Origin of the sequence: Qiania dongpingensis (assembly GCF_014337195.1) — a bacterium.
Classification (GTDB): Bacteria; Bacillota; Clostridia; order Lachnospirales; family Lachnospiraceae; genus Lientehia; species Lientehia dongpingensis.
In genome coordinates, this window is sequence record NZ_CP060634.1 from 77,171 (window position 1) to 96,983 (window position 19,813).

22 protein-coding genes and 1 riboswitch are annotated in these 19,813 nt (G+C 50.7%); of the genes, 18 read left to right on the forward strand and 4 right to left on the reverse strand.

The features are described from left to right. Window positions 1–71 precede the first annotated feature (71 nt). The 9 genes from H9Q78_RS00345 to H9Q78_RS00385 all read left to right on the forward strand — a co-directional run bounded on the left by H9Q78_RS00345 (window position 72) and on the right by H9Q78_RS00385 (window position 8,759). Window positions 72–416, forward strand: a complete 345-nt coding sequence (locus tag H9Q78_RS00345) for a bifunctional adenosylcobinamide kinase/adenosylcobinamide-phosphate guanylyltransferase (RefSeq protein WP_249302852.1) — start codon at window positions 72–74, stop codon at window positions 414–416. A gap of 3 nt (window positions 417–419) precedes the next feature. Further along, window positions 420–1,013: a histidine phosphatase family protein gene (locus tag H9Q78_RS00350; RefSeq protein WP_249302854.1), complete on the forward strand. Its 594-nt coding sequence runs from the start codon at window positions 420–422 to the stop codon at window positions 1,011–1,013. Between the two features lies 1 nt (window position 1,014). Beyond that, window positions 1,015–1,995 (forward strand): adenosylcobinamide-phosphate synthase CbiB, encoded by a 981-nt coding sequence (gene cbiB / locus H9Q78_RS00355; protein ID WP_249302855.1) that lies wholly within the window; start codon window positions 1,015–1,017, stop codon window positions 1,993–1,995. 10 nt (window positions 1,996–2,005) lie between these two features. Further along, the gene (locus H9Q78_RS00360; RefSeq protein WP_249302857.1) at window positions 2,006–3,055 is read left to right on the forward strand and encodes a pyridoxal phosphate-dependent aminotransferase; all 1,050 of its coding nucleotides are present in this window, start codon (window positions 2,006–2,008) and stop codon (window positions 3,053–3,055) included. Window positions 3,056–3,108: 53 nt separating this feature from the next. After that, the gene (locus tag H9Q78_RS00365; protein WP_249302859.1) at window positions 3,109–4,605 is read left to right on the forward strand and encodes a cobyric acid synthase; all 1,497 of its coding nucleotides are present in this window, start codon (window positions 3,109–3,111) and stop codon (window positions 4,603–4,605) included. A 25-nt stretch (window positions 4,606–4,630) separates the two neighbouring features. Next, window positions 4,631–5,164, forward strand: coding sequence for a cob(I)yrinic acid a,c-diamide adenosyltransferase (locus H9Q78_RS00370; protein WP_249302860.1), 534 nt, complete (start codon window positions 4,631–4,633; stop codon window positions 5,162–5,164). A 9-nt stretch (window positions 5,165–5,173) separates the two neighbouring features. Beyond that, on the forward strand, window positions 5,174–5,818 hold the full coding sequence (locus H9Q78_RS00375) for a precorrin-8X methylmutase (RefSeq protein ID WP_249302861.1): 645 nt from the start codon (window positions 5,174–5,176) through the stop codon (window positions 5,816–5,818). 1 nt (window position 5,819) lies between these two features. Beyond that, the gene (locus H9Q78_RS00380; protein ID WP_249302862.1) at window positions 5,820–7,274 is read left to right on the forward strand and encodes a tetratricopeptide repeat protein; all 1,455 of its coding nucleotides are present in this window, start codon (window positions 5,820–5,822) and stop codon (window positions 7,272–7,274) included. Window positions 7,275–7,340: 66 nt separating this feature from the next. Further along, window positions 7,341–8,759: a DUF6612 family protein gene (locus H9Q78_RS00385; protein ID WP_249302863.1), complete on the forward strand. Its 1,419-nt coding sequence runs from the start codon at window positions 7,341–7,343 to the stop codon at window positions 8,757–8,759. A gap of 87 nt (window positions 8,760–8,846) precedes the next feature. Here the strand turns inward: H9Q78_RS00385 and H9Q78_RS00390 are convergent, their stop codons facing one another. The 4 genes from H9Q78_RS00390 to H9Q78_RS00405 all read right to left on the reverse strand — a co-directional run bounded on the left by H9Q78_RS00390 (window position 8,847) and on the right by H9Q78_RS00405 (window position 11,704). Further along, a complete protein-coding gene (locus H9Q78_RS00390; RefSeq protein WP_249302865.1) occupies window positions 8,847–9,629 on the reverse strand; it encodes a sirohydrochlorin cobaltochelatase in 783 nt (260 codons plus the stop codon). 16 nt (window positions 9,630–9,645) lie between these two features. After that, window positions 9,646–9,993 carry an energy-coupling factor ABC transporter substrate-binding protein gene (locus tag H9Q78_RS00395; RefSeq protein ID WP_249302867.1) on the reverse strand — a complete coding sequence of 116 codons (348 nt, stop codon included), beginning with the start codon at window positions 9,991–9,993 and terminating at the stop codon, window positions 9,646–9,648. Then, window positions 9,990–10,742, reverse strand: a complete 753-nt coding sequence (locus H9Q78_RS00400) for an energy-coupling factor ABC transporter permease (RefSeq protein WP_249302872.1) — start codon at window positions 10,740–10,742, stop codon at window positions 9,990–9,992. The genes H9Q78_RS00395 and H9Q78_RS00400 overlap by 4 nt, the downstream gene beginning before the upstream one ends. A 138-nt stretch (window positions 10,743–10,880) precedes the next feature. After that, window positions 10,881–11,065: riboswitch (cobalamin riboswitch) on the reverse strand. A 9-nt stretch (window positions 11,066–11,074) separates the two neighbouring features. Then, window positions 11,075–11,704 (reverse strand): histidine phosphatase family protein, encoded by a 630-nt coding sequence (locus tag H9Q78_RS00405; RefSeq protein ID WP_249302874.1) that lies wholly within the window; start codon window positions 11,702–11,704, stop codon window positions 11,075–11,077. A 146-nt stretch (window positions 11,705–11,850) separates the two neighbouring features. Here H9Q78_RS00405 and H9Q78_RS00410 point away from each other — a divergent pair, with 146 nt between their 5' ends. From H9Q78_RS00410 to H9Q78_RS00450, 9 genes are all read left to right on the forward strand, one after another. Further along, on the forward strand, window positions 11,851–13,152 hold the full coding sequence (locus H9Q78_RS00410) for a D-alanyl-D-alanine carboxypeptidase family protein (RefSeq protein ID WP_249302876.1): 1,302 nt from the start codon (window positions 11,851–11,853) through the stop codon (window positions 13,150–13,152). A 57-nt stretch (window positions 13,153–13,209) separates the two neighbouring features. After that, window positions 13,210–14,085, forward strand: coding sequence for a DUF5685 family protein (locus tag H9Q78_RS00415; RefSeq protein WP_249302878.1), 876 nt, complete (start codon window positions 13,210–13,212; stop codon window positions 14,083–14,085). Between the two features lies 1 nt (window position 14,086). Beyond that, on the forward strand, window positions 14,087–14,803 hold the full coding sequence (locus H9Q78_RS00420) for a J domain-containing protein (RefSeq protein WP_249302880.1): 717 nt from the start codon (window positions 14,087–14,089) through the stop codon (window positions 14,801–14,803). Window positions 14,804–14,860: 57 nt separating this feature from the next. Beyond that, window positions 14,861–15,262 (forward strand): VOC family protein, encoded by a 402-nt coding sequence (locus H9Q78_RS00425; RefSeq protein ID WP_249302882.1) that lies wholly within the window; start codon window positions 14,861–14,863, stop codon window positions 15,260–15,262. Window positions 15,263–15,859: 597 nt separating this feature from the next. Then, complete coding sequence (locus tag H9Q78_RS00430; RefSeq protein ID WP_249302883.1) at window positions 15,860–16,192, forward strand: hypothetical protein; 333 nt, start codon at window positions 15,860–15,862, stop codon at window positions 16,190–16,192. 215 nt (window positions 16,193–16,407) lie between these two features. Continuing rightward, complete coding sequence (locus H9Q78_RS00435; RefSeq protein ID WP_249302884.1) at window positions 16,408–17,862, forward strand: acyl-CoA carboxylase subunit beta; 1,455 nt, start codon at window positions 16,408–16,410, stop codon at window positions 17,860–17,862. A 15-nt stretch (window positions 17,863–17,877) separates the two neighbouring features. Continuing rightward, on the forward strand, window positions 17,878–18,204 hold the full coding sequence (locus H9Q78_RS00440) for an OadG family transporter subunit (RefSeq protein ID WP_249302885.1): 327 nt from the start codon (window positions 17,878–17,880) through the stop codon (window positions 18,202–18,204). Window positions 18,205–18,229: 25 nt separating this feature from the next. Continuing rightward, a complete protein-coding gene (locus H9Q78_RS00445; RefSeq protein WP_147595745.1) occupies window positions 18,230–18,607 on the forward strand; it encodes a biotin/lipoyl-containing protein in 378 nt (125 codons plus the stop codon). A 63-nt stretch (window positions 18,608–18,670) separates the two neighbouring features. Next, the gene (locus H9Q78_RS00450; RefSeq protein ID WP_249302886.1) at window positions 18,671–19,795 is read left to right on the forward strand and encodes a sodium ion-translocating decarboxylase subunit beta; all 1,125 of its coding nucleotides are present in this window, start codon (window positions 18,671–18,673) and stop codon (window positions 19,793–19,795) included. Window positions 19,796–19,813 lie beyond the last annotated feature (18 nt).

Below are 19,813 nucleotides of genomic sequence, written 5' to 3' on the forward strand. Positions count from 1 at the left end.
AAAGTTCAAAAGGATAACGGACAGACCATGACACAGCTTTTATTTTGTGATAAAATGATAAGGAGCAAAGTATGGTTTTGATAATTGGAGGAGCTTACCAGGGAAAAACGGAAGCTGCCCTTGAAATAGCCGGAAAAGAACCGGACCGGGTGATGAACAGAGTCCATGAGTGGATCAGGGGGCGGATGGAAGCCGGTGCTGACCAGGATGAGATCCGGGACGAGCTGTTTGCGATAGCGGAGCACAGGAAGGATATGATATTTGTGGCAGATGAGATTGGCTGCGGTATCGTGCCGGTGGATGCATTTGAGAGAAAATACCGGGAGACAGCCGGCAGGATCCTCTGTGATCTGGCAAAGCAGGCAGACGAGGTTTACCGGGTCGTGGCCGGGATTCCCGGAAAGATCAAAGGATAGGGCATGAAGATATATTTAATCCGGCATGGAAAAACTTCGGGGAATCTTCTTGGACGTTATATCGGGACAACGGATGAACCGCTCTGTGCGGAAGGAAAAAAGGCGCTTGCGGCCGGATCTTCTATTCCGGATCCGGAGGCTGTATATGTGAGCGGCCTGCTCCGCACGAAAGAAACCGCGTCTCTTTTGTTTCCGTCGCTGCCTGTTCGGATCAGAACAGGCTTCAATGAGTGTGATTTTGGAAGATTTGAGAATAGAAATTATAAAGAGCTTAAGGACGTGCCGGAGTATCAGGCTTGGGTGGACAGCGGCGGCGCACTGCCGTTTCCAGGCGGAGAGAGCCGCAGCGTTTTTGCAGAAAGATGCTGCAGGGCTTTTTGTCTCGCTGTCGGTGAGCTCATGGAAGAAGGAGCCGGTTCGGCGGCCTTTGTAGTCCATGGAGGGACGATCATGTCCATTCTGGAGCGGTTTGGCTCTCCGAAACGGAATTTTTATGAATGGCAGGTAAAGAACGGACAGGGGTTTTCCGCATGGTTATGCGAAAAAGACTGGAAGTCCGGGGACAATAAACTTACAGATATCAGGGGTGTTCCGTGACATGAAATATTTTGCATTTGCGCTTGGCATAGGGTTTCTTTTGGACATGATTTTTGGCGATCCCTGCCGGCTTCCGCATCCGGTCTGCCTGATCGGCAGCCTGATTTCTATTTTAGAAAAAAAGATACGCAGTTTTTTTCCGGATACGAGGGGAGATCAGATGGCCGGCGGGGTTTTGCTGGTCTTTCTGGTCTTGGTTGTTTCCACGGGCATTCCATTTCTGGTTCTATATCTGGCCGGCATGGTGCATCCATATCTGCGGCTGGCCATAGAAAGCTTTATGTGTTATCAGCTTCTCGCGGCGAGATCCTTGAAAAAAGAGAGTATGAAAGTGTACAGACAGCTGAAAAAAGGGGATCTGGAGCGCTCCAGGAAAGCGGTCGGCCGGATTGTGGGCCGTGATACGGAAAAGCTCTCTGAAGAAGGTGTCATAAAAGCGGCGGTAGAAACAGTTGCGGAAAATACCTCAGACGGTGTGATCGCACCCATGCTTTACATGGCGTTTGGCGGCGCGGTGCTGGGGTATTTTTATAAAGCTGTAAATACCATGGATTCTATGATCGCATATAAAAATGAAAAGTATCTGTACTTTGGGAGGGCAGCGGCTTGGCTGGATGATATCTGCAATTACATTCCGGCCAGGATCTCCGCATTCCTGATGATGCTTTCCAGTGCTTTTCTGAAAATGGACTGGCGGAATGCCTGGATGGTGTTCTGGCGTGACCGCCACAATCATGCCAGTCCCAATTCAGCACAGACGGAATCTGTCTGCGCGGGGGCCCTGGATATCCAGCTGGCGGGGGATGCCTGGTATTTCGGGGTCCTTTACAAAAAAAAGACCATCGGAGATGCAAAACGGCCGGCTGCTGTTGAAGACATACGGAGAGCCAACAGGCTCATGTATATGACATCAGCTCTCGGACTTGTCCTCTTTATGGGTTGTTCTCTTCTTTTGTACCGTGTGATATTTAAACTGGGATGAGGTGGCGCAGGTGAAACATATACATGGCGGAAATATATACCAATACGGAACGATTCTGGATTTTTCCGCGAACCTGAATCCCCTCGGCATGCCGGAAGGGGTGAAAGGGGTGGCCAGGGAAAGCATTGACCGGTCGGAGCATTACCCGGACCCTGACTGTACGGAGCTTCGAGAGGCCATCGGCCGGACAGAGAGGATCTGCCCGGAACATATCATATGCGGAAACGGAGCCGCCGAGCTTATTTTTCTGCTGGCGGCGGCCAAGAGGCCAAAGCAGGCGCTTCTCACAGCTCCGTCATTTGCCGAGTATGGACAGGCGCTGGAGGCCTTTGGATGCCGGTGCCGGTATTATCCCTTAAAACGGGAGCAGGGGTTTCAGATCGGAAGAGACTATCTGGACGCCCTGACAGAAGAGACGGACATCGCGTTTTTATGCAATCCCAATAATCCCACGGGCATTCTCACCAGCCGGGATTTTCTAAAGGAAGTACTGTTAAAATGCCGGCGTCTTGGAATCTTTCTAGTTTTGGATGAATGCTTCCTGGAACTCACGGGAGAAAAGGAGCGCGTTTCCATGGTCGGAAGCATATCGGAGGGCGGAATCTTTCTTCTAAGGGCATTTACAAAGTCCTATGCCATGGCCGGTCTCCGCCTGGGATATGGAATGACGGAGGATACGTTTCTATTAGAAAAAATGAATGAGCTGCGGCAGCCCTGGAGCGTATCGGTGCCGGCCCAGGCCGCCGGCATCCAGGCGCTGAAGGAAACAGATTTTCTGAGAGCTTCCGTCCGTTATATAAGGAATGAGCGGCAGTGGCTTTTGGAACAGATGAGGAATTATCCGCTTACCGTATATGGGGGAAGCGCCAACTATCTGTTTTTTCACAGCGACAGGAAGGATCTCAAAGAAGCTATGGTCCGCCTCGGCATCCTGATCCGGGACTGCGGTAATTACCAGGGACTCTGCCCCGGATATTACCGGATAGCGGTGCGTACAAGGCAGGAGAACGAAGTGCTCCTGAAGGCCCTGGGACAGATATATAACGCAGCGGATTCATAAGTCGGAGAATAAGAGAACGGAAGTCAGGCGGAAAGTGACAGGAGGACAAACACATGGCGAAAGCACTGATGATACAGGGGACCATGTCCAATGCGGGAAAGAGTCTTTTGACGGGCGGGCTGCTGCGGGTCATGAGACAGGACGGATACAAGGCGGCGCCGTTCAAATCACAGAATATGGCGCTCAATTCCTTTATCACCAAAGAGGGGCTGGAGATGGGAAGGGCCCAGGTCATGCAGGCGGAAGCGGCGGGAATTGAGCCCTCGGTGCGGATGAATCCGATTCTGTTAAAACCTACCAATGACACTGGATCCCAGGTGATCGTGAATGGAGAAGTGCGCGGGAACATGGCGGCGCGGGACTATTTCCGCTATAAAAAGGCATTGGTTCCTGATATTATGAAAGCGTATAACTCTTTGGCGGAAGAATATGATATAATTGTCCTGGAAGGGGCGGGAAGCCCCGCAGAGATCAACCTTAAGACGGATGATATCGTGAATATGGGCATGGCGAAGCTGGCAGGCGCTCCTGTGCTTCTGGCCGGAGACATTGACAGAGGAGGGGTATTTGCCCAGCTGGTCGGAACGGTCACTCTTTTGGAAAAAGAAGAGCGTTCCCTGATAAAAGGGACGGTCATCAATAAATTCCGGGGAGATAAGACTATACTTGATCCGGGCATACAGATGCTGGAAGAGAGAATCCACATTCCTACTGTAGGAGTTATCCCATACCTCCATGTGGACATTGATGATGAGGACAGCCTGACGGAGCGATTTGAGCGGCATGAGGGCGGAGGCCTTGTGGATATTGCGGTCATCCGGGTTCCCAGAATCTCAAACTTTACGGATTTCAGGCCGCTTGAAGCCATGGAGGGGGTTACGCTCCGGTATGTGACGGCTGCGGGACAGCTGGGAAATCCTGACATGATCCTTCTTCCAGGAACGAAAAATACCATGGAAGATCTTTTGTGGATGCGCCAAAACGGACTGGAGGCCGCGGTGATAAAGGCTTCATTTGCGGGAACTATTGTCATGGGTATCTGCGGAGGCTACCAGATGCTGGGAGAGACGCTGTCGGATCCTTTTGGAGTGGAAGCCGGAGGAAGTATCCGGGGAATGGGTCTTTTGCCTATGGATACGGTATTTGAAGAGCATAAGACCAGGACACAGGTGGAAGGAAGCTTCCGGGATGTGTCCGGCATTTTGGCCGGTTTGTCTGGCGTCCGGTTCAAAGGATATGAGATCCACATGGGAAAAAGCAGCTTAAAGGGGAATGGACGTCCGCTTACCTGGCTTGACAGCTTCGGAAAGGCTGACGGCGCTCAGAGCGGAAGCATTTATGGTACATATGTCCATGGTATCTTTGATGAGGAGGCTGTTCTGAAAGCTGTGATCGGCAGCCTTTATGAGAAGAAGGGACTGGATATTTCAGAGGTTCAGGCTTTTGATATGGAGGCTTATAAGGAAAGGCAGTATGATATTTTGGCCGATGGGATAAGACAGGGCATGGATATGGATGCGGTATACCGTATTCTGGAGGCCGGTCTTTAAGACATATAAGGGAAAGGACGGCTGTATGGAGGGATTGATACAGATTTACTGCGGCGACGGAAAAGGCAAGACGACGGCGGCCACCGGACAGGCTGTGAGGAGTGCGGGGGCAGGGCTCACCGTGGTGTTTTCCAGATTTTTAAAGACAGACGGATCCGGAGAACTGACAGTACTGCGGGATATTCCCGGAGTCGTGATGATCCCCTGTGAAAAAAGCTTTGGTTTTTATTTTCAGATGAGCGAGGAGCAGAAGAAGGAAGCGGCTATAGTATATCAGGAGGTATTCCGCCAGGCGGCTGCAGCTGCAATCGCAGCCGCTGAAAAGAATGATACGGTTTTGATCATGGACGAGATCATAGCGACTTATAACCATGGACTGGTCGACCGGGAAGAACTTCTGGATTTCCTGCGGACGAAGCCGGATAACCTGGAAGTCGTCATGACAGGACGCGGTCCGGCCCCGGAGCTTATGGAGGCGGCTGATTACGTGTCGGAGATAAAAAAAGTGAAGCATCCGTTTGATAAAGGAATCGTCGCCAGAAGGGGTATAGAATATTAGGAGGAAACGATGAAAGTAGCGTTGGAGAATGTACTGCCCGGCGAGATAGAGGCCCGGAGCTTTGAAATCATCACAGAAGAGCTGGGAGGCCGGAAGCTAGATGAGGATAAGGCGCCGGTGATAAAACGTGTCATCCATACTTCAGCGGATTTTGAATACGCGGACACGCTCTGTTTTTCAGATGGTGTCATCGGTAAGGCGCTGGAGGCCATCCGGGGCGGAGCGTCCATAGTAACAGATACCCAGATGGGGCGGTCTGGGATCAATAAAAGATCTTTGGCCCGGTATGGGGGGCAGGTGTACTGCTTCATGGGAGATGAAGACGTGGCGCGCCAGGCGAGAGAAAACGGCACTACGAGAGCGGTGGCGAGCATTGACAAGGCGGCTTCCCTGGAAGGGCCTCTCATTTTTGCCATCGGCAACGCGCCCACGGCGCTGGTCCGCCTGTATGAGCTGATCAAAGAGGGAAGGATCCATCCGGCGCTGGTCATCGGAGTACCGGTGGGCTTTGTGAATGTAGTTCAGTCTAAAGAGCTGATCATGGAAACAGAGGCGCCCTATATCGTGGCGCGGGGGCGGAAAGGCGGAAGCAATGTAGCGGCGGCCATCTGCAATGCACTGCTGTACATGATTGACGAGACGAGGGGACAGTGATATGAAAAAAGACAGCCAGAAAAAACTGGCGGTCCTGCTGGGAGTCCTGTGTCTCAGTCTGATTCTCATCCTGTCCGCCTGCATGATGGTATTTGAAAAGCATGAATCCCGCGCATCCGGGCGGTGGCGTGAGGCTATAGAGCTGGGCGACATCTATCAGGAGGAAGGAAGTTATGAGGAGGCGGCTGTTTCTTATAGAGAAGCTATTTCTTTGGAGCCCAGAAGGGATGAAGAACCCTATGTAAAGCTGGTGGATATTTATCTGCTGGAGGGAGATTACGAATCGGCCCAGAGTGTCATCGAGGAAGGGATGGGGTGTCTGGGCACCTATTCGGAGCTGGAACGCCAGAGCAGGGTCGCGGAAGCCGGTCTTTCTGGTGAGTCACAGATTACTATCAGGTCGGAGACCATGGAAGAGTCAGAGACCATGTGGATGGAATCCGAAAAATCTTCCAGTTCGGGTCTGGATTTTGCCGAGGGGTATTATCTGGCTGCTCAGGGAGGGCTCATTGCTGCTGTGTCTGAGGGGACAGGAGTAAATATCTATTCACAGGGGCAGATTCTATGGGAGCTGTCGGTACCAGGGATATGCGCTCAAATTGCCTTTAACGGAGAAGAGCTCATCTATGTGAAAAAGACGGAAGAGGATGCCTATGCAATCTATCGGAATGAGTACGATGGTTCCGGTGAGCAGATAATCGGAATCTGGGAGGATATCCCGGTGCCTGTCGGCCGGATTGGAGCAGATTATTATTTTCTGTCTGCTCCCGGGGAAGGGGAGACAAGCGGTCTGTACCGGGTAGATCCGGAAGCCAGTCAGCCTGAGCTCATTCTGAGTCAAGCCGGACAGGCTCGGTGCGGCGGAGACTATATTTATTGTATGGAGCAGCCGGACGGCACTGACGCGGAGGCAGTCTTGTATCAGATCGACGGAGCGGGGTATATCATGGAGATATCCGCGGGCTGCCGTTATATGGACGTCCAGGACGGAGCCTTGTATTTCGCAGAAGCGGAGGGCAAAGGACAGTCATATAAATGGTCAACACTCATCTTTTACCGGTATGATCCGGCGGAAGAGTTGTATACAGTTCTGGGGGAATCCAAGTCTGAGGACGGCTTTGTGATCTCCATGACTTCGGATTCAGCCATTTATTGTACGGGGGCTGAAAGGGGGAACCAGTACAGCTGGGCTTATTTTGAGGTGGATTTCCTGCAGGGGACAGAATCATTTTTGACGGAGGAGATATCCTGGATGGATGCATTTACCGACGATACGGAGATTTATTTGTTTGATTACTACGACAGGATTCTTTATCAGGTCATGGAAAATGCTATTTTGGAGAGCAGACAGAGTATTTCGGAAGATGCGGTGATAAGAAGTATTTATGATGGGTGGATTTATGCAGAGTCAGATGACGGCCAGCATATTGTAGTATATGGTTATGGACCGGTCTGACGGCATAATGACATAGATGACTTGAGAGTCACAACATGGAAAAATCAGGGAGGAAAAGAGGAAAAAATGAAAAAAAGAAAACAATGGATCGGATTGGTATTATGCATGCTGCTGGCGGCAGCGGCGGCGCTTTCCGGCTGCGGAAAAAAGACCACCGCAGAAAGCCTGATGAAAGAAGTACAGGCTAACGTGGAGAAAATCGGCTCCATGAGTGCGAATATGAAGCTGGATATGGGAATGTCCGTGGAACAGAGCGGCATGAGCGTGGATATCGATGTGAATATGGATGTTGACATGGATGTCATTCAGGAGCCTATGGCAACCCATATGAAAGGAAATGTTTCCATGAGCCTGATGGGCCTCAGCGTGGATATAGAATCCTATACGGTAGTTGAGGACGGCAAAGCCGTAACTTATACGAAGAGTATGGACCAGTGGACCAGAACGGAGGCTGAGCTTCCGGAGGAAGATCAGATGGAATCCATTCAGTCTTTGTTTGACAGTTCTGTGGCCTATACGCTGAACGATAAGCTGGAGAAGGTGGACGGAAAAGACGTATATGTCCTGAGATCCAAGGTTTCCGGCGATCTGATGGAAGACATGATGGGAGAGATGTCTGACAGCATGGGAGAGATGTCGGGAGAAATAGACTGGTCGAAATTCAGTGCTGATGTGACCATGAAGATTGATAAAAAGACCATGCTTCCGGTAGAAATGATCATGGACTGCAGTGAAGGCATGTCTGAGCTGATGGAAGGCGCTGCCGGGGGAAGTGGTGCGTCGGCTAAAGTTGACAGCTTTACCCTTACTTTTGCTTATACGGGATTTGACAATGTGAATGAGATTGTAGTGCCGGACGAGGCGAAATCCGCTTCTTCAGACGGAACAGGAGACAATCAGCTGGATGACTTCCTGGGCGGAAACGGAAACGAACCGGGGAGCATGGAAGAGAGCAATCAGGCCGGTGAAAGCGAAAGCGGAGAGGAAGCCGGCGTCACTCCCAACGCAGACGGCAGCTATACGCTCAAAAGTTATTTTGGTGACGGAAGTGTGAATATCGGCGCTCCGGAGGGTTATGTACTGAATCCGTATTCGGATGAAACATATCTTGCTTTTACGGATACCAATGAACAGGATTTTGACGATGTGTATCTGACCTATCGGCTGAGCTCTGACTACACGGAAGAGCAGCTGGTCCAGGACTGCAAGGACGATGTGGCTTATTACCAGGAGGATGATGACTATACCAACGTGGAGGTGCAGGAGCTTAAAAAAGTCCAGGCAGGCGGAAGAGAAGTCAGCTATATCAAGGTGAGCTATATCTTTGACGAAGACAGTAACTATGTGGAATATTATGCATGGACTTTCCTGGAGGGGAACCTGGTTCTGGAATGCTCCATTGAAGAGCATGCGTACCAGCAGGAATGTGCCCTGATCGATGAGGCGACCATAATGGAAACGCTGTTTTCCAAGATATCACTGTAAAGGATAAGTTCCGTAAAACAATGACGGGAAAGCCAAATGGCTTTCCCGTTTTGTTTGTTTAAATTTGTATTTTGCATACGATACGTCCTACAGAAGAACGGCTTCTTTGGCATGCTCCACGAAAATATTCCGGACAGCGGGGTATTCTCCCAGTCCTTTAAGGATACAATCCACTTCGTAACCTTCTCTCTGAAACTCATTTTTCCAGGAGCTTTTTTCTTCCCCGGCCATGTCGTTGGTGGCATGATCGCCGGCCACGATCATCAATGGGGCCAAAATGATACGTTTAGGAGCTTTTTCACGGACCAGCTCCTTGACAAGAGGCAGATCCGGATATCCTTCTACAGTGCCGATATAAACATTAGTGTGCCCGTCTGCCTTCAGCATATAATCCAGCGCAGGATAGACAGCATTGGCGTCATGCTCCGTCCCGTGGCCCATGAAGACCAGGAATTCATCGTCTTTTAAACTGGAGAATTCACACATGACCCCGTCGATCAGAGCCCGATAATCATCGGTGGTTGTCAGGAGCGGAGTTCCTACGCGGACAGAATGAAACTTATCCAGGTAGGAACGCACGGTATCCAGCATGATATCATTTTCAATACCATTGATGATGTGGGTCGGCTGAACGATGAGATCGGAAAATCCGTCCATAACAAACGATTCCAGGGCTTCTTCCACCGTATCTACATGGAAGCCGTCCCGTTTTTGCAGCTTCCGGATGATCATGCCGCTTGTAAAAGCGCGGCGGAGTTCGCAGTCTGGAAATGCTTTTCCGATGCTTTTTTCTATAGCCTGTATGTTATTGGCCAATGAGTCTTGATAGCTGGTCCCAAAACTGACGACCAGGATTCCTGTCTTTTGCATGGGTAATGAGCTCCTTTTACATGCTTTTTCCACTTTCTTTTTGTTTATCTTCCGCTTCTTTTTCTCTTCTGTGCCGTTCCCTCATGACGCCGAAGAAATAGAAGAAGACGCCCGAACCGATGGCCGCCTGGAGACAGAACAGCAAGGATTCCGTTTCTCCGCCGGGGGGCTCCAGCACAGGAGACGCCCATACCTCATAATCAGGATCGATTTCTGAAATCGCATCTTCAGCCGCTCCGTCGGCGCCTCCGAATTCAGAATCTTTGTTTATGGCAAGTGGGATGACTGCGATCAGTACGCAGATTAAAAGCAGGATCAGGATGGTTTTCCATTTACCCGCAGATGCTTTTGTCTGTTCCATCATGCAAGTCCCCCTTTTTTAAAATATCCAAGATCTGTGAGTTCGCTCTTTGCGTAAGTCTCCAATCCCATGATCACAATGGCGGTAAGAATCCCTTCGATGACTGCCAGAGGAATCTGAGTCACTGCAAATATTCCGAGGAACTCGAGAGAGGAGCCTGCGATACCGCTCGTTCCAGGATGGGCCATGCCCAGCTGGACAGAAGTCACGCAGTAAGTGAACAGATCGCCCAGGAATGCAGCTAGGAATACCGATACCAATTTCGGGCATTTAAGTTTTGCAGCCAGCTTGAAAACGCCATAGGAAACGAACGGACCTGCAATGGCCATGGAAAATGTGTTGGCGCCGAGAGTGGTAAGTCCTCCGTGGGCTAAAAGGATTGCCTGGAAGAGAAGGACGATAACACCCAGTACGCTCATGGCGCAGGGGCCGAATAAGATGGCGCCCAGGCCGGTCCCGGTCGGGTGAGAGCTGCTTCCTGTAACGGAAGGAATCTTCAGCGAGGAAAGGACGAACGCGTAAGCTCCGACCATGGCCAGGATGGTCAGCGTCCTTCTGTGCTCTGAGACAGTCTTTTTAATGGAAAAAAGCCCTGCCAGCAGAAACGGGATACAGACAGCGCCCCAGCCGATGGCATGGGAAATGGGAAGATATCCTTCCATGATGTGCATGGCATTGGCAGCGGGCATGATTCCGAACCCAAGAGCAAATGCGCTGGCGGCAACGACCAGCTTCCTTTGTTTCTTAGTCATTGATATGACCTCCTTATATAGTATAAATAAAAAAGCCTCTTCTGGTCTGGACCGGAAAAGGCATAACGGAAAGAATCTGCTTAATACCGTAACAGATTCTGTCTGCATTACACCGAAACCATCGTCGCAGTTTCTGTGCAAAAATGGTGTCATCAGGCAGGTCTCCTGGCTTAGGTTTCTTAGGTGGATTCGCCTTCCCATCCGCAGACAGTGGCATCTGAATCCTCTTTCTTCCTTTACAGTGGCGGGACCGCGTAAGAATCTCACTTACTTCCCTATTCTCCGGAGCTTCTGGCTCCGGCACCTGAAGGCACTAGATTTTCATTAAAAGTCTACCATCCTGTGAAACCATTGTCAATAAAAAGTGGGCCGTCAAACTTTAATTTCCCATCATTCAGGGAAAACTTCCAGACACAGCTGTTGGAAAGGCCGAGCCGTTCCAGACCGGCCGTAATACCGTGGACCGTATCGTGCATAAGCTTTTCTCCGGACAAGGCCTGAAGAGCCAGCATGACATCACCATGGGTGATCACGGCGGCCGGCGTTTTTCTTTCTTCCAGTGACAGGAGCGCCTCCTTGGCACGGACAGCTACCTGAGCATAGGATTCTCCTTCCGGATGGGGGACGCGGAAAGGATCTGCCAGCCAGGCTTTGTAGGCCCGAGAGTCGGAAGCTTTGATCTGCGCCCATGTTTTTCCCTCCCAGCGTCCCATGTCGGTCTCTTTCATGGAGGGGAGCGGAAAAGGAGTGAGGCGAAGAACTTTTCCAAGTATCTGAGCTGTTTCCAGTGCCCGGGAAAGAGGGCTGGAGTACAGAGCTTTTATTGGCAGAGCCTTAAGGGATTCCGCCAAGGATTCTGCCTGGCTGCGGCCGGCCGCGTTTAACGGAATGTCAGTCTGGCCCTGCATGATGCCGCGAACATTCCAATCGGTCTGACCGTGCCGGATAAGGTAAATTTCCAAGTCGTTTCCTCTTTCTAAAAAATTTAATAAACGTTTATAATATGGTATCGTATCATATGGACTCTGTTTATGCAAATAACCGGGACGAATAGAGCAGAAAATCCGGCATAAAATGAACTGATGACGGAAAAGCCGGGAAGGTATCCATGAAACAAAAACCTCATTACCAGAAAAAAAGCATCCGGAGGAGATGGGCGGCAGTTCTTTTTTCCTTGGTCATAGCCGTGATGGCGGTATGCCCGGCAGTTCCCATACTGGCAGAGGAACCGGCCGGATCCGGACCCTCCAATGGAGAAGGGACGATGTCTGTACCAGAGGAGCTGGGACAGCTGTACGCCGTTTCTGCCGTTCTTCTGGACGGAGATTCCGGCCGGATCCTTTTTGAGAAAAACGGTCACGAGGTGCGGCCCATGGCCAGTACTACTAAGATCATGACCTGTATTCTGGCTTTGGAGACGCTTGATGAGGATACGGCTGTCACAGTTTCCGAATACGCCGCGTCTCAGCCAAAGGTTCATTTGGGCATGCGGGCGGGGGAAGAATACCGCCTTGGGGACCTGCTGTATTCTCTGATGCTGGAATCCCATAACGATTCGGCCGTGGCCGTCGCAGAAGCGGCAGGAGGAAGCGTGGAAGGGTTTGCGGAAATGATGAACAAGAAAGCGAGGGAGATTGGATGCGAGGACACCTGCTTTCTGACGCCCAACGGTCTGGACGCGGAAAAAGACGTGGACGGAGAAAAAAAAGTCCACTCCACGACTGCGGTAGATTTGGCGCGCATCATGCGCTATTGTACCATGGAATCGCCGGCAAAGGAACGGTTCCGGGAGATCACGGGAACAAAAGACTATGCTTTTTCGGCGGCAGGGAGGAGCTTTTCCTGTTATAATCACAATGCTTTTTTGTCCATGATGGAAGGAGCTTTTTCTGGAAAGACTGGTTTTACAGGAGACGCGGGATACTGCTATGTCGGGGCTCTGGAGAAGGATGGAAAAACGTTCATCGTGGCTCTTTTGGCCTGTGGATGGCCAAATAATAAGAGCTATAAATGGAGCGATACCAAGAAGCTGATGGGCTATGGACTGGAGAATTATCAATACCGCGAGATTTATAAGGCGCCGGAGCTTAAGCCGGTACCGGTGTTAAATGGAATACCGGAAAGCGGAGAGCTTACGGACACAGCGGAGATTGGACTCGTAGAGGTAAAGGAAGAGGGGAGCAGATGGGAGCTGCTGATGAAAGAGGGAGAAGAAGTAAAGATTGAACAGACACTGGAGGAGAGCCTTGAGGCCCCTGTGACAGCAGGGCAGACTGTGGGACGGATCGTTTACAGCCTGAACGGTGAAATGGTGGCATCCAGCGAGATCCGCACGGCAGGACGGGTGGAAGCGGTCAGCTTATCTTGGTGTATTTCAAAAATAATTGATAATTTTTTGTTAAATTTCTAAAAACCGTGTCAGCATTCTCAGAATGTGCTATGATAAAAACAACGAAAGTATGTTGTAATGGAACAGTTGGACGATGATACGAGAGAGGGTGTGCATATGTTCGGATACGTGACGATCAATAAGCCGGAGCTTAAGATCAAGGATTTTAAACGATATCAGGGATATTACTGCGGACTGTGCAGAAGTCTTCGCATGCGGTACGGATTTACGGGACAGCTGGCTTTAAATTACGATATGGTATTTCTGGCGGCGCTTCTCACGGGGCTTTACGAGGGCGGAGAGTTTTTGTCCATGAGAAGATGTGCTCTCCATCCGACGGCAAAGCATATGTCGATCCAGAATCCTTATATTGACTATGCGGCGGATATGACGGTCCTTCTGACTTATCACAATCTGCTGGATGACTGGATGGATGACCGGAATGTGGGCTGTCTGGCGGCGGCCCGGATCCTGAGGAAAGACTGTGCGTCTTTAAGAGAAAAATATCCGCGTCAGTGGAACTCCATGGTAGAATATCTGAAGAAGCTTCATGCCTATGAGGAAAAGAAGGGAAAAAGCCTGGATACGGCAGCGAGATTCACCGGAGAGATGCTGGGAGAACTGCTTGTTTTTAAGGAAGATGAATGGGCCGCTTCTCTGAGAAGGATTGGATTCTATCTGGGTAAGTTCATATATTTGATGGATGCGTATGAGGACCTGGAAGAAGATGAAAAGAAAGACCGGTATAATCCTCTCCGTGAAATGAAAGAAAAGGAAGAGTTTGACGTTTGGTGCGGCCAGGTGCTGACCATGATGATGGCGGAATGTTCCAGGGAATTTGAGCGCCTGCCTATTTTAAAGGATATTGATATTTTACGGAATATATTGTATGCTGGTGTATGGACAAAGTACGATATCATAAAAAAGAAGAGAGCAGAAAGAACGGGAGAATAGCATGGACCCTTATAAAGTGCTGGGAGTGGATTCCTCGGCATCCGATGAAGAGATAAAAAAAGCATATAGGAATCTGAGCAGGAAATATCACCCGGATTCCAATGTAAACAGCGCCCATCCGGAAATTGCCGAGGCAAAGTTTAAAGAGGTTCAGCAGGCTTATGAGATCATCATGAAGCATAGGCAGAACGGAGGCAGCGAAAGCTTTGATTCCGGAGGCTATGGCGGAGGCACCTATGGGGGACGGGAATATCAGGATCCCTTCGGCGGCTTTGGGGGGTTCGGAGGCTTTGGCGGTTTCGGAGGTTTCGGAGGCGCTTACGGCGGAAGCAGTCAGCGCCAGAACACTTATCAGAGCGAGACGGACAGCCATCTCCGGGCTGCTGCTAATTATATTAATTCCGCGCACTATAAGGAAGCGCTCAACGTATTGTCAGGAATCAGCAATCGGAATGGGACCTGGTATTATTACCATGCCGCTGCCAATTCAGGACTGGGAAATAATATTGAAGCCATGGAGTCGGCGAAAAAAGCGGTTGAGCTGGAGCCGGACAACCAGCAGTTCCGTACACTGCTCAACCAGCTGCAGTCTGGAGGGAGCTGGTATCAGTCCATGGGAGAAGGCTACGGGCGGAGTATGGGCGGCGCGAGCAATTGGTGCTGCCAGATAATCGCGCTGAATGCCATATTGAATCTGTGCTGCTGCCGGCCTTTCTGATTTTATGGATATGAGAGCGGCAAGCTCATTTTGTCTGTGCCGAAGGGAGGAAGGGTTATGAATCCGATCATTAAAGGAATCCATCATGTGGGCATCAAGCCTGCCAGAAAAGATTTTGAAAAGGTGACGGCGTTTTACACCGGCTTATTGGAGCTTCACCTGGAAAGAAGCTGGACAAAGGAGGGTGCACGGGGGGCGATGGTGTCCGCCGGAGGAGGCAGCTTTATAGAGATCATAGAAGTAGACGATGGTGCAGCTTTATCACCGAACCGATCTGTCCATCTGGCTTTTCATGTATCTGATACGGATGAAATGATATCCCGGGTGCGGAATGCGGGATATGAGATTCTTGTGGAGCCGAAGGATGTCTGTCTTCCGTCGGAGCCTCCTTATTCCATACGGGTAGGATTCTGCAGAGGACCGGCGGGTGAAGAAATTGAGTTTTTCTGTGAGCGGTGACGGCGTCCGGATGGTCCGGGCTTTTTATGAGTTCATACCTTGCCGCACGAAGTGCGCCCGCCCGGAGGGCATGAATTAAGGGATGCCCTTGGGTATGCGATATAGGACTGCTGCGCGGTTTTTGCGCTGCGAGAACGGCACAGCTTTGGCTGCTGCCGTTTTTCATTTCATACCTTGCCGCACAAAGTGCGCCCGCCCGGAGGGCATGAATTAAGGGATGCCCTTGGGTATACCTTTGAATACCTTTCAAACAAGTTTTCTTAATCTGGCTTACAAGGCAAGAGGAAATCCGATTCCATCCAGGCGGCTCGCTGGCAGCCGTAACCAGAATCTTTACGGCCTCCAGTCGGTTCTTTCCAACTGACATGGATAAATCGATATTTTTCCATGTCAGATTCCAACAAAAATCCGCATGATATGCGATTTTTGCCTCCCTGCGGCCGGGAAAATTCTGCTAACGCCTTTGCGGCGCTCCCCTTACGATGGAATCGAATCATTCCTCTTGCTCTTTCTTCCGCACCGAAATAAGCGCTCATTTGCCTCGAAAGCCATTGAGGCAGTCCACCGCAGCCCGCTGCCGTAAGGCGCGCGGGCCGTGTGGATATCCGATTCTTTTCTGGAATCAATGAAACGAAAATCATCCAGATTGGTGCGGCAGGCAGGGCACCGGCAGAAGGATTCCGGGGCGGCCTAAAGGTGAGCGCCGCAGGGCAGCGGCCGGTGTTCCCCAGGCGGAAGGAGACAGAAACGGAAATACCGATTCCGTTTCTGAGTGAACAGGAGATGGGAACTCATAAAGATTTCCCGTCGACATGTGAGCGGTACTCCTGGAGCGGGGATAAGGCGGCTCCTGCATCGCCAGCGAACCGAAATCGTGACGGTCCGGAACTTCTGCCGGTGTCTAACTGGGGCTTGGCCGGAGCTTATTAAGAATGATTCCAAAAAGTGTTTTGTATCATACCCAAGGACTTCTCAATACTCAAGTTTGTATTTTGAAACATAGAAAGTGTTATTTCTTTGTGATAAGCTCCTAAATTGTGACAAAACTCTTAAATAATTCTTGATAATTTATTGCCTTTAAGATATAATTAAAATCGGCAGAAAATTGTTTTACTTTTAAATAAATGAAAATGGAGGACTGCAAAATGAGTAATTTATCAACAGGAAAAGCAAGCGAGAGAATCGCTGGCTTACTTGACGCTCAGAGCTTCGTGGAAATCGGCAGTTATGTAACAGCCCGAAGCACTGATTTTAATTTGCCGGAAAAAGAGACGCCGGCAGATGGCGTTATTACCGGTTACGGTACGATCGACGGTAATCTGGTGTATGTGTACAGTCAGGACGCTTCCGTGCTTGGCGGTTCCATGGGCGAGATGCATGCGAAAAAGATTTCTAATGTATACGCTCTGGCTATGAAGATGGGAGCACCGGTCATCGGTCTCGTTGACTGTGCCGGACTCAGGCTTCAGGAAGGAACGGACGCTTTGCAGGCGTTTGGAGAGCTTTATAAAAACCAGACGGATGCTTCCGGTGTGATTCCTCAGATCACGGCTGTTTTCGGAACCTGCGGCGGCGGTATGGGCGTAGTGCCGGCCCTTACGGATTTTACTTTCATGGAGAAGGAAAAGGCCAGGCTGTTTGTAAACGCTCCCAATGCGCTGGACGGCAATATCGTGTCAAAGTGCGATACGGCTTCCGCGGCTTACCAGAGCGAAGCAATCGGCTCTGTGGACGTTGCGGCGGCGGAGTCTGAGATTTTTGAAGAGATTCGGACCCTTATTTCCGTTTTACCTGCAAACAATGAGGACGATATGTCCTACGATGAATGTACAGATGACTTAAACCGCGTATGTGACGGACTTGAAAACTGTGCGGGAGATACCTCCATTGCCCTGTCCATGATTTCAGACGACAATTTCTTCTTCGAGACCAAGAGGGAATACGCAAAGGAAATGGTCACCGGTTTTATCCGCCTGAACGGCACCACGGTAGGGGCGGTAGCAAACCGTTCCGAAATCTGTGATGAAGAGGGAAAAGCCGTTTCGACCTTTGATAATGTGCTGACAAGCGCCGGCTGCAGAAAAGCTGCGGAGTTTGTGGAGTTCTGTGACGCATTCAGCATTCCGGTTCTGACACTTACCAATGTAAAAGGCTATAAAGCCGATATGCATCAGGAGAGAAAGATTGCGAAAGCGGTGGCGGATATGACTTATGCGTTTGCCAATGCCACAGTGGCAAAAGTAAATGTGATCGTAGGGGCTGCCTATGGAAGCGCTTATGTCGCGATGAACAGCAAATCCATCGGCGCAGATGTCGTGTTCGCATGGCCGGATGCTTCCGTCGGTATGATGGATGCCACCAGCGCTGCAAGGATCATCTATGCGGATGAGATTGAAAAAGCAGACAACGGGGCTGCGCTTTTGGCGGAGAAAGCCAAGGCATATGCAGAGCTCCAGTCCAGCGCGCTGTCCGCGGCGAAGAGAGGCTATGTGGACAATATCATCGATGCTCAGGATACAAGGAAATATGTGATCGGCGCATTTGAGATGCTTTTCACCAAAAGGGAAGAGCGCCCGGCCAAAAAACACGGAACAGTCTAAAAATGAGGTGAGCATATGAGCTTAAGTAATATTTTTGCAGACGCCCTTTCCAATACGCTTCTCGGTATGGGGACGGTGTTCGTCGTATTGATCATCATCATCCTGGTGATCATGCTGATGAGCAAATGTGTCCGTTCTTACGAGAACAGAGGAAAAGAGGCTTTGGAAGCACCGAAGGCTGCGGCTCCGGTTATGCCGGCTGCGCCTGTGGAAGAGGAAGAAGTTACGGATGATCTGGAATTAGTCGCGGTTATCACTGCAGCCGTGGCGGCATCTGCGGGAACTTCCACCGATGGTTTTGTAGTACGCTCCATCAAGAGAGCACAGCATAGAAATTGGTAAAATAAGAATTCAGGAGGAAATCATAATGAAAAATTATACAATTACAGTAAATGGTGTGGCATATGATGTGACAGTGGAAGAAGCAGGCGCAGGAAGCGCACCGGCAGCGGCTCCTAAGGCGGCTCCGAAAGCAGCTCCCAAGGCGGCTCCGGCAGCGGCTCCGAAAGCAGCACCGGCAGGCGGCGCGGGCAGCATTCAGGTAAAAGCGGGCGCGGCCGGAAAGGTCTTCAAACTGGAAGCCAGCGTAGGACAGGCGGTAAAAGCAGGAGATCCTGTCGTTGTCATTGAGGCAATGAAGATGGAAATTCCCGTTGTGGCACCCGAGGACGGCACCGTGGCCAGCATTGACGTGGCAGTCGGCGACGAGATTGCGGCAGGCGCAGTTTTGGCGACCCTGAACTAATCACTCATTTCCATTGTTTCTGGAAACGAATTCATCTTACAATGCGAAATGGGAGGTAGCGCAATGAATATTTTTGATACGTTAGGGAACCTGCTGGGGCAGACTGCGTTCTTAGGCCTCGAATGGGGAAACTACCTGATGATTGTAGTTGCCTGTGCGTTCCTTTATCTGGCGATCGCGAAAGGGTTTGAGCCCCTTCTTCTCGTTCCGATTGCCTTTGGTATGTTGCTCGTTAATATTTATCCGCCGATCATGGAAGAGGGAGGCCTTCTGAACTACTTTTTCAAGCTGGATGAGTGGGCGATCCTGCCGTCCTTAATCTTCATGGGGGTAGGCGCGCAGACCGATTTCGGTCCGCTGATCGCGAATCCAAAGAGCTTCCTTTTGGGAGCGGCCGCTCAGTTCGGCATCTATGCCGCGTATATCGGCGCGATGCTTCTTGGCTTTGGTGACAAAGCGGCTGCAGCTATCGCTATTATCGGCGGCGCCGACGGCCCTACGTCCATCTTCCTGGCCAACAAGCTGGGACAGCAGGCGATTCTCGGACCGATCGCAGTGGCGGCATATTCCTATATGTCCCTGGTGCCGATCATCCAGCCGCCTATCATGAAGCTCCTTACCACAGAAAAAGAGCGGAAAATCAAGATGGAGCAGCTTCGTCCGGTATCCAAACTGGAAAGAATCCTGTTCCCAATCATCGTAACTATCGTTGTCTGCATGATTCTGCCCTCTACAGCGCCGTTAGTCGGTATGCTGATGCTCGGCAACCTGTTTAAGGAATCCGGTGTGGTAAGACAGCTGACAGAGACTGCTTCCAACGCCATGATGTATATCGTAGTCATCCTGCTTGGTACTTCTGTTGGCGCGACCACGAGTGCATCTGCATTCCTCAATGTGGCTACTTTAAAGATCGTCCTGCTCGGACTGATCGCGTTCGCGTTCGGTACGGCGGCAGGAGTGCTTCTCGGCAAGCTGATGTGCAAGCTTTCCGGCGGCAAGATCAATCCGCTCATCGGCTCTGCCGGCGTATCCGCAGTTCCGATGGCTGCCCGTGTATCCCAGAAGGTTGGTGCTGAAGCAGACCCGACTAACTTCCTGTTAATGCACGCCATGGGCCCCAACGTAGCAGGTGTTATCGGTACGGCAGTGGCTGCCGGTACCTTTATGGCAGTATTCGGTGTGAAATAATAGAGAAGACAGGAGGAA